The following is a 15,092-nucleotide window of genomic DNA, read 5'->3' on the forward strand; positions in this document are numbered from 1 at the left end:
GCGGGGTGAGGGTCGGGATGGACTACGCGGCGGTGTCGCCCAGGGCGGCGAGGCGCTCGGCCTCGTCCGCTTCGATGCACGACTGCAGGATCGGCTCGAGCGCGCCGTCCATGACCTGGTCGAGGTTGTACGCCTTGTAGCCGGTGCGGTGGTCTGCGATGCGGTTCTCGGGGAAGTTGTAGGTGCGGATGCGCTCGGAGCGGTCCATGCCGCGGATCTGCGACTTGCGGGCGTCGGCCGCTGCCGCGTCCAGCTGCTCCTGCTGGCGCGCCAGCAGACGTGCGCGCAGCACGCGCATCGCGGCCTCACGGTTCTGCAGCTGCGACTTCTCGTTCTGCATCGACACGACGATCCCGGTCGGCACGTGCGTGATGCGCACGGCCGAGTCGGTCGTGTTGACCGACTGCCCGCCAGGCCCGGACGAGCGGAACACGTCGATCTTCAGATCGTTCTGATCGATCTGGATCTCCTCCGGCTCGTCGACCTCGGGGAACACCAGCACGCCGGTCGTCGACGTGTGGATGCGCCCCTGCGACTCGGTGGCCGGCACACGCTGCACGCGATGCACGCCGCCCTCGTACTTCAGGTGCGCCCACACGCCCTGGGCGGGATCCGCGGAGGAGCCCTTGATCGCGACCTGGACGTCCTTGTACCCGCCGAGGTCGGATTCGTTCCGCTCCAGCAGCTCGGTCTTCCACCCCTTGGAGGCGGCGTACTGCGTGTACATGCGCAGCAGGTCGGCGGCGAACAGCGCGCTCTCGGCGCCGCCCTCACCGGCCTTGATCTCCATGATCACGTCGCGCGCGTCATCCGGATCGCGCGGGATCAGCAGGCGCCGCAGGCGCTCCTGCGCCTGCGCGCGCTTCTCCTCCAGTGTGGGGATCTCGGCGGCGAACGCCTCGTCCTCCCGCGCGAGCTCGCGGGCGGCCTCGAGGTCGTCGCCCGCGGCCGTCCACGCCTCATGCGCCGCGACGATCCGGCTCAGCTCGGCGTAGCGGCGGTTGACGCGCTTTGCGCGCGCGGCGTCGGCGTGCACCGCCGGGTCGGAGAGCTCCTCCTGCACCCGGCGGTGCTCGTCGATCAGCGCGTCGACGGATTCGAACACGCGCTCAGCGGATGTCGTTCTCGTGACCCGACGAACGACCGCCCACGGACATCTGGGCGTTCTTCATCTGCACGAGGAACTCGACGTTCGAGGACGTCTCCTTGAGCTTGTCCAGGACGACGGCGAGAGCCTGCTCGGGCGACAGCCCGGCGAGCGCGCGGCGCAGCTTCCAGGTGATCTTCACCTCGTCGCCCGAGAGCAGCATCTCCTCGCGGCGCGTGGACGACGCGTTGACGTCGACGGCCGGGAAGATGCGCTTGTCGGCGAGCTGACGCGACAGGCGCAGCTCCATGTTGCCGGTGCCCTTAAACTCCTCGAAGATGACCTCGTCCATCTTGGATCCGGTCTCCACGAGCGCGGTCGCGAGGATCGTGAGCGATCCGCCGTTCTCGATGTTGCGCGCGGCGCCGAAGAAGCGCTTGGGCGGGTACAGCGCGGACGCGTCCACGCCGCCGGACAGCACGCGTCCCGACGTCGGGGCCGACACGTTGTAGGCGCGGCCCAGGCGGGTGATGGAGTCGAGCAGCACGACGACGTCGCGACCGAGCTCCACGAGGCGCTTGGCGCGCTCGATCGCGAGCTCGGCGACCGTCGTGTGGTCTTCCGCCGGGCGGTCGAAGGTCGAGGCGATGACCTCGCCCTTGACCGTGCGCTGCATGTCGGTGACCTCCTCGGGGCGCTCGTCGACGAGCACGACCATGAGGTGGGCCTCGGGGTTGTTCTGCGCGATCGCGTTCGCGATCTGCTGCAGCACGATCGTCTTGCCGGCCTTCGGGGGCGCGACGATCAGGCCGCGCTGACCCTTGCCGATCGGGGCGACGAGGTCGATGATGCGCTGCGTCAGCTTCTCGGGCGCGGTCTCGAGGCGCAGGCGCTCCTGCGGGTACAGCGGCGTGAGCTTGGAGAACTCGACGCGAGTGGCCGCGTCCTCGACCGACAGGCCGTTGATCGAGTCGACCTTGACCAGCGCGTTGTACTTCTGGCGGCCCTGCTGCTCGCCCTCGCGCGGCTGCTTGATGGCGCCGACGACGGCGTCGCCCTTGCGCAGGTTGTACTTCTTCACCTGGCCGAGCGAGACGTAGACGTCCTGCTGGCCCGGGAGGTAGCCGGTCGTGCGCACGAACGCGTAGTTGTCGAGGACGTCGAGGACGCCCGCGATCGGGATGAGGACGTCGTCCTCGGTGATCTCGGTCTCGAACTCGTCGCCGGTCTGGTTTCCGCCGCGGCGCTTGTTGCGGCCGTTGCGCGCGTTGCGACCGCCCGCCTCGCCGGACAGGCGTGCGTCGTCGTCCGACTCGGGAGCCTGCGCCTGCGCGTTCTGGCCGCCCTGGTTCTGGCCGCCCTGGTTCTGGCCGCCCTCGGCACGGTCGCCCTTGTTGCGGTTGCGGCTGCGGCTGCGGCTGCGGCTGCGGCGGCCGGTGCCCTCCTGCGCGGCGCCTTCGGCGTCCGCGCCGTCCTGCGACTCTCCCTCGGCGGGCGCCGCGTCCTCGGCCGGCGCCTCGGCGGGGGCGTCCGCGGCCGCGGGCTCGGTCTGTGCCTCGGCGGGGGTCTCGGTCTGCGCCTCGGCGGGGGTCTCGGTCTGCGTCTCGGCGGGGGTCTCAGCCTCCGGCTCGGCGGGGGCCGGGGCAGCCTCCTCGGCCGGGGCCTCGGCCGGCGCGGCCTTGGGCGCGCGCTTGCGCGGCGCGCGCTTGGGCTTCTCGGCGGGCGCGGCCTCCTCGGTCGGCGCGGCCTCGGCGGCCGGCGCCGCGTCGGGCGTCTCCGCCGCGGGCGCCTCGGCCTGCGCCGCGTCGGCGGCCGCCGCCTTGGCGGAGGACGACGTGGCGCGGCGGGGGGCGCGCTTGCGCGGCGCCTTCGCCGGCGCCTCGTCGGCCTGGGTCGGGGCCGCCTCGGCGGCCGTGTCGGCGGGCTGCGCGCTGGTCACAGCGGCGGCCTCATCCTGGATCTCGGAGATGGTCTCCACGAGTGCTCCTCTGGAACGGGTGATGGTGCCCATGCACTTTCGGGTGACGCGTGCGGACACGCGACGGTCGCCCAGGCGCTCGAGCGCAGGCTGCTCAGATGAACAAGCTGCGCAGAAAGCTGGTCGGGGACCTGTGCGGGGCTTCGCAGATTGCGAGCCGGTGGTCAAGATTCGTGCCGATCGGCACCCACCGGGCTGTGACCAACTGTAGCACCTCGGAGGGCGGCGGCCGCGATGTAGGCGCGCAGGGCGTCCGCGTCGTCGGCCATGTCGGTCACGTGCTGCGGCGCGTCCAGCATCGCCTGCAGCTCGGGCGCGTACTCGAGCTCGACGCCCAGTGCCTCGCGGATCATGTCCGCGAACTTCTGCGGCTTCGCCGTCTCGAGCACGAGCATGGGCACGCCGGGCTCGACGTGCTCCCGCGCGACCTTCACGCCGTCCGCGGTGTGCGGATCGATGATCTCGCCGGTCCCGGCGTGCACCGAGCGGATGGTCTCGATCCGGTCCGCATGCGTCGACGTGCCGCTCACCAGACCGAACTCGTCCGCGAAGCGCGGCTGCTCGGCCGTGAAGTCGAAGAAGCCCTGCGCGTCGAGCTCGTGCCAGGCCGTGTTCACCCGGGCGGGATCGCGGTCGACGAGCTCGAAGATGAAGCGCTCGAGGTTCGACGCCTTCGAGATGTCCATGGACGGGCTCGACGTGGCGAGCGTCTCGGCGGCGGTGCGGGGCCGGTACACGCCCGTGCGGAAGAACTCGTCGAGCACGTTGTTCTCGTTGGTCGCGAGCACGAGCCGGCGGATCGGCAGGCCCATCCGCTTGGCGTAGAAGCCGGACAGGATGTTGCCGAAGTTGCCGGACGGCACCGTGAACGACACCTCGGTCGCCCCGCCCGCGTCGGTCGCGCGCAGCCACGCCCAGAAGTAGTAGACGACCTGCGCCGTGATGCGCGCGAGGTTGATGGAGTTGACCGCGCCGAGATTGTGGGCGCGCTTGAACTCCACGTCGCCGGCGAGCCGCTTGACGAGGTTCTGGCAGTCGTCGAACACGCCGTCGACCGCGATGTTGTGCACGTTCGCGTCGTCGAGCGAGAACATCTGCGCGCGCTGGAAAGCGCTCATCCGGCCGCGGGGCGACAGCATGAACACCGCGATGCGGTCCTTGCCGCGCAGGGCGTGCTCCGCGGCGGATCCGGTGTCCCCCGAGGTCGCGCCGAGCACGTTGAGCACCGAGCCCGATCGCTCGAGCGCGTACTCGAGCACCTGACCGAGGAACTGCATCGCCATGTCCTTGAACGCGAGCGTCGGCCCCTCCGACAGGCCCACGAGCGTGAGCCCGTCGCCGATCTGGCGCAGCGGCACGACCTCCGCCGGGAACGGCGCGTACGCCGCGTCGGTCATGCGCGCGAGGTCCTCACGCGGGATGTCGCCGGCGAACAGCGCGAGCACCTCGGTCGCGAGCTGCGGGTACGTCAGCGCCCGCCACCGCTCGAGCGTCTCGGTCGCGACATGCGGCATGCTCGCGGGGACCGCGAGCCCGCCGTCGCGTGCCAGCCCCTCGATCAGCGTCTCGCTGAAGGACAGCGGCTCCCCGCCGCCGCGCGTGGAGATGTACTGCTGGTCAGAGGCCAATGGGCACCTCCAGGTCGACGTCGGCGGCGGCCCTCACGGTGCCACCCAGGAAGTCCACGGCGAGCATCAGCGACTGCCACGATCCTGTCGCGGTCTGCGCGACCACCTCGGCGGCCTCGAGACGCCGCCCCGGTCCGTCGGCGAGCACGAGCACGCTGGGACCCGCTCCCGAGACGACGGCGGCGAAGCCCCGCTCGCGCAGGGCGCTCACGAGCGCGGACGTCTCGGGCATCGCCTGGGCGCGCTGCGCCTGGTGCAGCTTGTCCTCGGTGGCCGACAGCAGCAGATCCGGGCTCTGCGTGAGAGCGGCGATCAGCAGCGCCGAGCGCGACACGTTGAACACCGCGTCCTCGCGCGACACCGCGGCCTCCAGCACGCTGCGCGCGGCGGAGGTCGACATCGTGCGATCCGGCACGAACACGACCGGCGCGACGCCGCGGTGGACGAGCAGCTTCTTGTGCTTGGGCACGCCGTGCTCGGTCCAGGCGATCGTCAGGCCGCCGAAGAGCGCGGGCGCGACGTTGTCGGGATGACCCTCGACCTCGGTCGCGAGCCGCAGCAGGTCGGTGTCGGTCAGCTCGACGTCGCCGCCGCTCTCCCGCCCGAGCAGCCCCTTGGCGGCCAGCACGCCGGCGGCGACCGCCGCGCCGGACGATCCCATCCCCTTGCCATGCGGGATGGCGTTGCGCGCGATCAAACGCAGCCCGGGAGCCGTGCGTCCCACGGCCTCGAAGCAGTGCCGGATGGTGCGCACGATCAGGTGCGACGCGTCGCGCGGGATCTCGTCGGCGCCGGTGCCCGTCACGTCGACCTCGAGCTCGCCCTCCGGCAGCGCCGTGACCTCGAGCTCGTCGTACACGCTCAGCGCGAGGCCGAGCGTGTCGAAGCCGGGGCCGAGGTTGGCGCTCGTCGCGGGGACGCGGACGAGCAGCGTGCGCCGATCCGCCACGCTCGCGGGCGCGGCCGGCGCGGTCACTCGCCCTCCACGCGCAGCACCGACACGACGCGCTCGACGACGTCGCTCGCGGCGAGGCGCGCGACGGTGTCGCTGAGCGCCTGCTCGCGCGCGCGGTGGGTGCCGAGCACGATGTGGGCGCGACCCTCGGCGTCGCTCGACGGCGTCTGCTCGACCGTCGCGACCGACACTCCGCCCTCGCTCACGATGCCGGAGATGCGTGCCAGGACGCCCGGCTCGTCCGCGACCTCGAGGGTCACCTGGTAGCGCGTGAGGATCCGCCCGATGGGCGCGGTCGGCAGGCTCTGCCGCGGCGACTCCCCCACGCCGCCGCCGCCCGCGATGTGGCGGCGCGCGGCCGAGACCACGTCGCCCAGCACGGCCGAGGCCGTCTGCAGGCCGCCCGCACCCGCGCCGTAGAACATCAGGTCGCCCGCGGCCTGCGCCTCCACGAACACGGCGTTGTTGCCGCCGTGCACGCTCGCGAGCGGGTGGTCGCGGCTGATGAGCGCGGGATAGACGCGCACCGAGATCGCCTCGGCGCCGTCCTCCTCCAGGCGCTCGCACACCGCGAGCAGCTTGATCGTGAAGCCCGCGCGGCGGGCGCCGTCGATCATGTCGGCCGTGATGTTCTCGATGCCCTCGCGGTGCACGTCGTCCAGCGAGACGTGCGTGTGGAACGCCAGGCTCGCGAGGATCGCGGCCTTCTGCGCGGCGTCGTACCCCTCGAGGTCGAGGGTCGGGTCGGCCTCGAGGTAGCCGAGGTCCGTCGCGATCCGCTGGGCCTCCGCGGCGCTCAGCCCCTCGCGGTCCATCTTGTCGAGGATGAAGTTCGTGCTGCCGTTGACGATGCCGAAGATCCGGCGGATCCGGTCCCCCGCAAGAGAGTCCTTCAGGGGGCGGATGATCGGGATCGCCGCGGCGACCGCCGCCTCGTACGACACCGACGCGCCCAGCTGATCGGCGGCGTCGAAGATCTCCGCGCCGTGGGTCGCGAGCAGCGCCTTGTTGCCGGTCACGACGTCCGCGCCCGAGTTCAGCGCGGCGAGGATGTGCGTACGCGCGGGCTCGATGCCGCCCATCAGCTCGATCACGATGTCCGCCCCGACGATCAGGCTCTCCGCGTCGGTGGTCAGCAGCTCGCGCGGCAGCTCGATGTCGCGCGGCGCGTCGACGTCGCGCACCGCGATGCCCGCGAGCTCGAGATCGGCGCCTGCGCGCTCCGCCAGCTCGGACGCCTGCGACAGCAGCAGGTTCGCGACCTGGGATCCGACGGATCCGGCGCCCAGCAGCGCGACCCGGAGGCGGCGGTGATCGATCATTCTTCTCCCTCTCCGGCGCGCCCGGCGGGCGCGGGGTCGCTGTGCGGGCCCGACGAACCGGCGACGTCGATGCCGGCGTCGCGCGCGAGCAGGTCCTCGATCCGCTCGCCGCGCACGATGATCCGGGCACGCCCGCCCGACACCGCGACGACGGGCGGACGCGGCACGTGGTTGTAGTTGCTCGCGAGCGGCGCGCAGTACGCGCCCGTGGCAGGCACGGCGAGCAGGTCGCCGGGCGTGACGTCCCCGGGCAGGTACTCGTGGTCGACGACGACGTCGCCCGACTCGCAGTGCAGGCCGACGACGCGGCTCAGCACCGGCGCCTCGACGCCCTCCCGCGACGCCAGGCGCGCCGAGTACTGCGCGCCGTACAGCGCCGGGCGGGCGTTGTCGCTCATGCCGCCGTCGACGCTCACGTAGCGGCGCTCCGTATCCCCCACCGCGACCGACTTGGTCGTGCCGACCTCGTAGAGCGTGACGCCGGCGGTGCCGACGATCGACCGGCCCGGCTCGAACGCCAGCACCGGCAGGTCGAGCCCGCGCACGGCGCACTCGTCCGCGACGGCGTCGACGATGCCGTCCGCGAGCTCGGCGATCGGAGTCGGCGTGTCGGCGCGCGTGTAGGCGATGCCGAAGCCGCCGCCGAGATTCAGGATCGGGTCGCCGGGGAGGATGCCGGCCTCGAGCAGACGCGCGTGCAGCTCGAGAACTCGCGACGCGGACTCGCGGAAGCCCGCCGTGCCGAAGATCTGGGAGCCGATGTGGCAGTGCAGTCCCACGAGGTCGACGAGCGGCAGGTCGCGGATGCGCTCGGCCGCGCGCTCGGCGGCCTCGAGGGTGAAGCCGAACTTCTGATCCTCGTGCGCCGTCGCGAGGAAGTGGTGCGTCTCGGCGTGCACGCCGCTGTTGACCCGGATGAGCACGGCCTGTCGGCGATCCAGCCGCTCGGTGATCGCGGCGAGTCGCTCGATCTCGATCTCGGAGTCGACGATGATCGTGCCGACGCCGGCCTCGACCGCGCGCTCGAGCTCGAACACGCGCTTGTTGTTGCCGTGGAAGCCGATGCGCGCGGGAGGCACATCCGCCGCGAGCGCGACGGCGAGCTCTCCCGCCGAGCACACGTCGATGTTCAGGCCCTCGTCGATCATCCAGCGGGCGACCTCCGTGCTGAGGAACGCCTTGCCCGCGTAGTACACCCGGGCGCGGCCGCCATGGCGGGAGGCCGCGTCGCCGAACGCCGCGACGGCGCCGCGGGCGCGCGAGCGCACCTCGTCCTCGTCGAGCACGAGCACGGGCGTGCCGAAGCTCTCCACGAGCTCGGGCGCGGGGATCCCGGCGATCACGAGGGCGCCGTCGGCGTCACGCTGCGCGGACGCGGGCCACACCCCCGGAGCCAGGTCGTTGGGGTCTTCGGGCTGAGTCAGCCAGTCGGGCGCGAGGGCCCTGCTCTCCTGCGGAGCAGCTGCGTCGTCGGACACGGATCACCTTCGGGGATGGGGACGTCCGCCTGCGCGGGATGCTCACGCGCCGCGGGTGCCCCCGAGTCTATGGCACCCGCGTGAGCGCTCCCTACCCGCGGTGACACGGCGTGACGACCGCCCAAGCGCTCGCACGGAAGGAGATCTGCCGGATTGCGGACGTTTCCGGATCCGGATGTCCTCAGTTGCGGATCTCTCCTCCATCCGGGTTGGCAGATTGCGTCCTACGGCAGAGCCGCGGGCCTCTCCGCTCCCCCTCGCCCTGCACAACGCAGGACCGGATGCGCCCGCGCCGGCGGGTGTCCGGCGTGTCGCGGCGTGTCGGATCCGGAGGTCCTGCGTCCTGCATCCGGCGGGCGCGGAACACACGGGGATCGTCCCGCGGCGGATGTCCTCAGAGCGGCAGCCGGAATCGCCGCTCGCCGCCGTAGCGGCGGAAGCCGGCGCGCTGCAGGATCGGGGCCGACGTCGCGATCCTCCCCTTCACGAGCGCGATCGTCGCTCCCGCCTCGGCAGACAGCCGCAGGCGCTCGGCGAGCACCCCGCGATACGCGCCCCGGCCACGCGCGTCCTCGAACGTCGCGGCTCCCCACAGCCGCGCGACCGTGCCGCGCGGCCCCGGCGCGAGCGTCACGCCGCCGGTCGAGACGGGGCGGCGCTCGAGCGAGGCGACGACGCGGAAGCCCGTCCCCCGGCGCAGCTCGGCGAGCACCTCCTCCACGCGCGCGTCGTCTGGAAGCGCGTTGTCCCACACCGCGGCGTTGATCGCGCCGACCGCGAGCACGTCCGCACGACTCTCGACCCGGTGGACCTCGACACCCTCCGGCACCTGCGGCGCGGAGGCGCCGACGAGCGGCAGGGCCAGGACGTCGAGCCGCTCGATCACCTCGGCACCGCGGGACCGCAGCTCCCGGGCGATCGCGGCGTCATCCCGTTCCGGCACCGCCCACTCCAGCGCGTCGTCTCCCCACGCGCGCGCGACATCCGAGGCCTCGTCGACGAGCTCGGCGGCGGGCCGGTCGGAGGCGACCCGCTCCACCGCGACATGTCCCCGCACCCACGCGGGGCGCTGGATCAGCGTGAGGTCGCCGTCGCGGACGCGCGACCCATCCGGCACCCAGGTCCACTGGGCCGCGGCCTCGAGCACATCCTGATCCGTCCACATCGTGCTGGTCCGCATGCGCCCGATGCTAGCCAGCGGGCGCAGCCGGCCGCAGACCGGACGCGCTCAGCCGCAGCTGCCGAGCTGCTGGAGGGCCGGATCGGAGAGCGTTCCCTCCGCGATGGACGCCTCAGCCACGAGCTGCTCGCCCACGACGGACACGTCGGTCAGCGCGATGCCGGCCGGCATCCGGTCGGCGATGCACACGGTCGTCGGCTCGGGCGAGATGCCGATCACGGCGGCGAGCTGGTCGAGCGAGAGCTCGGCGTCGCCGAGCGTGGCGCGGGTGGGCGTGAGCGCGAGTCCGCCGTCGGCGGCGCCTGGGGTCACGGCCAGCTCGACCGGCACCTGCGAGCCCAGCACCGTGAACTCGTTCGACAGCACGACCTCCGGCTCCGCGAGCGCGACGGAGGCCCCCGCGAGCACCTGCGGAAGCGGGGACTGCGCGAGCAGCTGCTCGACGGTCGCCGGATCGAGCCGCAGCTGTCCCGTGCCCGGTCCCGCGGCGGCACCGTCGCGGACGGGCACCCGGGTCAGCTCGACGTCCGCGTCGACCGCCATGTCGCCCACCGGCACGTCGTCGCTCGAGACGCGGACGGCATCCAGCGTCCCTGCGGCGAGCTGCAGCAGGACGATCCCCTCCAGCCCGACGTCCACCGGATGATCCGCCGGCAGCGCCAGCTCGTTCACGATGCGCTCGCGCACCTGGTCGCGCACCACGGCGCGCGCGGCGAACTCGGCGGCCACGGCGAGTGCGATCACGACGATCAGGACGACCACCAGGGCGATCCATCCTCGTCCCCGGCGGCGGCGCGGCGCCTCCGCCTGCGGGATCGGCATCCGTGCGGTGACAGGCTCCATCGGTTCTCCCCCGGTCTTGTCCGGCTCTCCCGGGCGGCGCCCGGTCGGATCGGTCACATGCGCTCGGGCGCGGTCACTCCGAGCAGTCCGAGGCCGTTGCGCAGCACCTGCCCCGTGGCGTCGTTCAGCCACAGGCGCGTGTGGTGCACGCGCTCCACGGGCGCGTCGCCGAGCGGCGTCACGCGGCAGTTGTCGTACCAGCGGTGGTACAGGCCGGCGAGCTCCTCGAGGTAGCGCGCGACGCGGTGCGGCTCGCGCACCTCGGCCGCGAAGGCGACGATGCGCGGGAACTCCTGCAGCGCTCCGAGCAGCGCCGCCTCGGTCTCGTGCGTGAGCAGCTCGGGCGCGAACTCCGAGCGGTCGACACCCGCATCCACCGCGTTGCGCCCGACGTTGTGCGTGCGCGCGTGGGCGTACTGCACGTAGAACACGGGGTTGTCGTTCGTGCGCTTGCGCAGCAGCTCGGGATCCAGCGACAGCGGCGAATCGGCCGGGTAGCGGCCGAGCGAGTAGCGCAGCGCATCCGTGCCGAGCCACTCGCGCAGGTCGTCGAGCTCGATGATGTTGCCCGCGCGCTTGGAGAGCTTCGCGCCGTTGACCGACACGAGCTGGCCGATCAGCACCTCGATGTCCTTGTCCGGGTCGTCGCCGGCGGCGCCGGCCAGCGCCTTGAGGCGGTGCACGTAGCCGTGGTGGTCGGCGCCCAGCAGGTAGATCTTGTGCGCGAAGCCGCGGTCGCCCTTGTTCAGGTAGTACGCCGCGTCCGCGGCGAAGTACGTGTACTCGCCGTTGGAGCGGCGGATCACGCGGTCCTTGTCGTCGCCGAAGTCGGTCGTGCGCACCCACACGGCGTCGTCCTCGTCGAACACGTGGCCCTGCGCGCGCAGGCGCTCGACCGCCTCGTCGACGAGGCTCGGCCCGCCGTCCTCACCCTTCGCGTGCAGGATCCGCTCCGAGAACCAGACGTCGAAGTGCACGTTGAACTTCGCGAGCGACTCCTGGATCTCCGCGAGCTGCAGCGCGTACGCCGCATCGCGCGCCACCGTGAGCTGCTCATCGGCGGGGCGATCGAGCAGATCCGGCTGCGCCTCGAGCACACGGCGGCCGAGCTGGGCGATGTACTCGCCCGGGTAGCCGTTCTCAGGAGTCGGCTCGCCCTTGATCGCCGCGAGCACGGAGGCGCCGAAGTTGTTCATCTGCACGCCGGCGTCGTTGATGTAGAACTCCCGGGCGAGCGTCGCGCCCGAGAACTGCAGAACCCGGCCGATGCTGTCGCCGAGCGCCGCCCAGCGGGTGTGGCCGATGTGCAGCGGACCGGTCGGGTTCGCGGAGACGAACTCGAGGTTGATCGTGTTGCCTGCCTGCGAGTCGTTGCGGCCGTAGTCGGCGCCCGCCTCGACGATCGTCTTGGCGAGCGCGCCCGCGGCTCCCGCCTCGAGACGGATGTTGATGAAGCCGGGACCGGCGATCTCGACGCTCGCGACGCCGTCCGTCTCGGCGAGGCCGTCGGCGATCTCCTGCGCGAGCTCGCGCGGGTTGGTGCCCAGGCGCTTGGCGAGCTTCATCGCGAGATTGGTCGCCCAGTCGCCGTGATCGCGGTTCCTCGGACGCTCCAGCGTCACATCCGCAGCCGTCAGCTCGAGCTCCTCCTCGGGGCGTCGTCGCGCGGCGATGGGCGTGACGACGGCGAGCAGGGCGGAGGCGAGGGCGTCGGGATTCATAGGCCCTCAATGCTAGTGCTCATGGCTGAAGCCGACCCGCCAGGCCGATGGGCGGCGGCACACCGACACGCTCGAGGCGATTGCGCCCCCATCACCCCGCTTCCTCGGAGCGCCGCTCGGCGGGCCGGACGTGAATGTTTGCACCGCTGGTCGGGAACGTCGCGTGACGCGGCTGGACACGCTTCCAGCACGATCGCCTACGCTTCTTCGCATGGCGTCCGTGACACGTCCCAGTCGCACCGCCGTCGCCCTGTCCCTCACCGCGCTCGTCGCCGTGATCGCGGCCATTGCGGCGGGGGCGCTGCGCCCGTGGGCGGCTCCGACCGCCGCCGCCGACCAGGCCGCCGCAGAGACGCCCGTGATCACGCCGCCCGCCATCAGCCTGCCGGCTGAGCCGGAGATCCTCGTCTTCGGCGACTCGTGGACGTACGGCTCCGCGGCCACGCCCATCCGCCGCGGCTACGCGTATGTGCTCGGCGAGCTGTTCGAGGCCCGGACGGTCGTCGACGGCGGACGCGGCAGCGGCTACCTGCGCCCGGGCCTCGACCGTCCCGACTATGGGACGCGCATCGCCGCGCTCGACCCGTCGGCGCGCTACGACCTCATCGTGCTGCAGGGCTCGATCAACGACCGCCGTGAACCGGCGGCCGGATACCGCGACGCCGTGAACGCCGCGTGGGACGCGCTCGTCGAGATCTATCCGGACACGCCCGTCGTGGTGCTGGGCCCGGCACCGCAGGTGCTGCCCGTCGAGCCGGCCACCGCGCGCATCGACCAGGACCTCGCGGCGCTGGCCGCCGACCGCCACTGGTGGTACATCTCGCCGATCCAGGACGACTGGATCACGGCGCAGAACTACACGAGCGTGATCGACACGAGCGACTACGGACGCGACCACCCCTCGGTCGCGGGTCACGCGTATCTCGCCCAGCGGCTCGCGGATGCACTCACGCAGATCACGGATCCGGTCACCACGCTCGAGGCCGCGGACGAGGACGTGCCGGACGCCGTCGCGCCCACGCTGCCCTGAGCGGGCGCGCCCGTCCCTGCTGGCGGCGGGTGAACGCCTCGCCGACTGATATCCTCGTTGAGATGCGCCCGTAGCTCAGTGGATAGAGCACTGGCTTCCGGTGCCAGGTGTCGGGGGTTCGAATCCCTTCGGGCGCACAACACACATCGCGGGCCGTCCCCTCCGGGGCGGCCCGCGATTCGTCTGCACGGGCTCTCCCGCCGGCTCCACGGCGGCCGACGTGCCTCTCACGGAAGAAGGGCCGCACCGGATCGGTGCGGCCCTTCTGGCTCGGCACTGCCGAGGCGCTGGATCGTCCCTCCTGTCCCAGAGGAGGGGCCGCGCACTCAGCCGTTGCCGCGCCCGTTGTCCGGCGTCCCCACGCCGGATCTCCCATTCCCGTTCCCATTCCCATGGGCCTTGTCGGCACCCTTGGATCCCTTGTCCTTGCTGGAGGATCCGACGGGGGCCTGGTTCTGTGTCGCCGGCTGCTGCGGCGAGGTCTGCTGCGAGGCCGGCTGCGTCGCGCCGTCCTGCGTCGCGGTCTGCTGCGGCGAGGTCTGCTGCGTCGTCGCCTGCTCGACGATCGGCTCCGACACCGGCTGCTCCGGGACGGCGATCTCCGCGTCCACGGGCTCCGCGAGGGGCGTCGGCGCGATGCGCTCGATCGCTGTGCGCTCGAGCAGCCGCGCGTCCGTCTCACCGTCGGGACCGGTGAACGCCGCTCCCACCCACATGTGCGCGCCGAGGACGGCCGCGGCCGCTCCGGCGATCGCGAGGCCGGTCCGCATGCCGGGGCGGCGGCGGCTGCGGCGGTGACGCGGTCGCAGCGACTGCTGCGCCAGCGGCACCACGTGCGTCGGCTCGTCCGCGAACAGGGGCGCCGCGATCGTCGGCGCCGGCAGCGGCAGGGCCGCCTCGGTCGTCTCGGGCAGATCGTCGTGCGCGGCGTCCGTCACCAGCGCCCGGGCGCGGTCGGCGACCTCCAGCGCACTCGGCCGCTCCGCCGGATCCACCGCCGTCATCGCGGTCAGGAGCGAACGCCAGCCGTACCCGAACGTCGCGGGCACCTCGGGCGGCTGGTGCAGCCGCGCGACGGCCGCCTCGATCGGCGTGGTCTGCGGGAAGGCCCGTCGCCCCGTGAGCGCCTCGATGAGCACCAGGCCGAAGGCGTAGATGTCGGACGCGGGCGAGGGCTGCGCGCCCCGGGCCTGCTCGGGCGAGAAGTACGCGGCTGTGCCGACGGCCATTCCGGGCGTGGTCATCCGGGCACTGTCGACGAGGTAGGCGATGCCGAAGTCGGCGAGCATCGCGTGGAACGGACGCCCGAGCGCCGAGCGCAGCAGGACGTTCGGCGGCTTGATGTCGCGATGGATCACGCCGACGCTGTGCACCGCGTGCAGTGCCTCGCCCAGGTCGACGGCGATGTGGGCCACGTGGTGCGGCGCCATCGGCCCGCGGGCGATGCAGTCGGCGAGCGTGCCGCCGTCCACGTACTCCATCACGAGGTAGCCGGACCCGTTGTCGAGCGTGACGGCGTCGTAGAGCGTGACGAGCGACCCGTGGCTCAGGGAGGCGAGCAGGCGCGTCTCGGATGCCCGGCGCGCGCGATCCGCCTCGCTGTTCACCGCGGCAGGGAAGATCTTGATGGCGACGGTACGGCCGAGAAGCTCATCGGTGGCGCGATAGACCCGACCCATTCCGCCTTGCCCGACGAGCTCCTCCAGCCGGTAGCGATCCCCCAGCAGATCGCCGCTCCCGTCATGATCGGCGTGCGCACCCGCGGACGGGCGAACCCCCGAAGCCGCGTCGCAGATGCTCGCCGATGTCATGTCTCAAGGATGCCGTGAGCGACGATTTCCCTCGGAAGGCTTGACGAACGAGCGCCCCG

General features: G+C 72.4%; 11 protein-coding genes and 1 tRNA gene. 2 read left to right on the forward strand and 10 right to left on the reverse strand.

The genetic code is table 11. The features are described 5' to 3' along the window. Positions 1 to 22: 22 nt before the first annotated feature. From prfA to BJP60_RS11325, 9 genes are all read right to left on the reverse strand, one after another. Positions 23 to 1,105, reverse strand: coding sequence for a peptide chain release factor 1 (prfA, locus tag BJP60_RS11285; protein ID WP_203135849.1), 1,083 nt, complete (start codon positions 1,103 to 1,105; stop codon positions 23 to 25). A 4-nt stretch (positions 1,106 to 1,109) separates the two neighbouring features. Further along, the gene (gene rho / locus BJP60_RS11290) at positions 1,110 to 3,065 is read right to left on the reverse strand and encodes a transcription termination factor Rho (RefSeq protein WP_336244345.1); all 1,956 of its coding nucleotides are present in this window, start codon (positions 3,063 to 3,065) and stop codon (positions 1,110 to 1,112) included. A gap of 164 nt (positions 3,066 to 3,229) precedes the next feature. Then, entirely contained in the window at positions 3,230 to 4,693 is a 1,464-nt protein-coding gene (gene thrC / locus BJP60_RS11295) for a threonine synthase (RefSeq protein ID WP_203135851.1), read from the reverse strand. Then, positions 4,683 to 5,669: a homoserine kinase gene (gene thrB, locus BJP60_RS11300; RefSeq protein ID WP_238439401.1), complete on the reverse strand. Its 987-nt coding sequence runs from the start codon at positions 5,667 to 5,669 to the stop codon at positions 4,683 to 4,685. The genes thrC and thrB overlap by 11 nt, the downstream gene beginning before the upstream one ends. Next, entirely contained in the window at positions 5,666 to 6,970 is a 1,305-nt protein-coding gene (locus BJP60_RS11305) for a homoserine dehydrogenase (RefSeq protein WP_203135852.1), read from the reverse strand. Before BJP60_RS11305 ends, thrB begins: the two co-directional genes overlap by 4 nt. Continuing rightward, the gene (gene lysA / locus BJP60_RS11310; RefSeq protein WP_203135853.1) at positions 6,967 to 8,448 is read right to left on the reverse strand and encodes a diaminopimelate decarboxylase; all 1,482 of its coding nucleotides are present in this window, start codon (positions 8,446 to 8,448) and stop codon (positions 6,967 to 6,969) included. Before lysA ends, BJP60_RS11305 begins: the two co-directional genes overlap by 4 nt. A 394-nt stretch (positions 8,449 to 8,842) precedes the next feature. Next, positions 8,843 to 9,628 (reverse strand): hypothetical protein, encoded by a 786-nt coding sequence (locus BJP60_RS11315; RefSeq protein WP_203135854.1) that lies wholly within the window; start codon positions 9,626 to 9,628, stop codon positions 8,843 to 8,845. 48 nt (positions 9,629 to 9,676) lie between these two features. Beyond that, entirely contained in the window at positions 9,677 to 10,471 is a 795-nt protein-coding gene (locus BJP60_RS11320) for an LmeA family phospholipid-binding protein (protein WP_203135855.1), read from the reverse strand. A gap of 53 nt (positions 10,472 to 10,524) precedes the next feature. Further along, entirely contained in the window at positions 10,525 to 12,192 is a 1,668-nt protein-coding gene (locus BJP60_RS11325; protein ID WP_203135856.1) for an arginine--tRNA ligase, read from the reverse strand. A 211-nt stretch (positions 12,193 to 12,403) separates the two neighbouring features. Here BJP60_RS11325 and BJP60_RS11330 point away from each other — a divergent pair, with 211 nt between their 5' ends. Further along, positions 12,404 to 13,222 carry an SGNH/GDSL hydrolase family protein gene (locus tag BJP60_RS11330; protein ID WP_203135857.1) on the forward strand — a complete coding sequence of 273 codons (819 nt, stop codon included), beginning with the start codon at positions 12,404 to 12,406 and terminating at the stop codon, positions 13,220 to 13,222. A gap of 64 nt (positions 13,223 to 13,286) precedes the next feature. Next, positions 13,287 to 13,359 (forward strand) — tRNA-Arg (locus BJP60_RS11335). A 189-nt stretch (positions 13,360 to 13,548) separates the two neighbouring features. Here BJP60_RS11335 and BJP60_RS11340 read toward each other — a convergent pair. Continuing rightward, complete coding sequence (locus BJP60_RS11340) at positions 13,549 to 14,949, reverse strand: serine/threonine-protein kinase (protein ID WP_238439650.1); 1,401 nt, start codon at positions 14,947 to 14,949, stop codon at positions 13,549 to 13,551. Between the last annotated feature and the right edge of the window lie 143 nt (positions 14,950 to 15,092).

Origin of the sequence: Microbacterium sp. JZ31 (assembly GCF_016805985.1) — a bacterium.
In the GTDB taxonomy this organism is placed as follows: domain Bacteria; phylum Actinomycetota; class Actinomycetes; order Actinomycetales; family Microbacteriaceae; genus Microbacterium.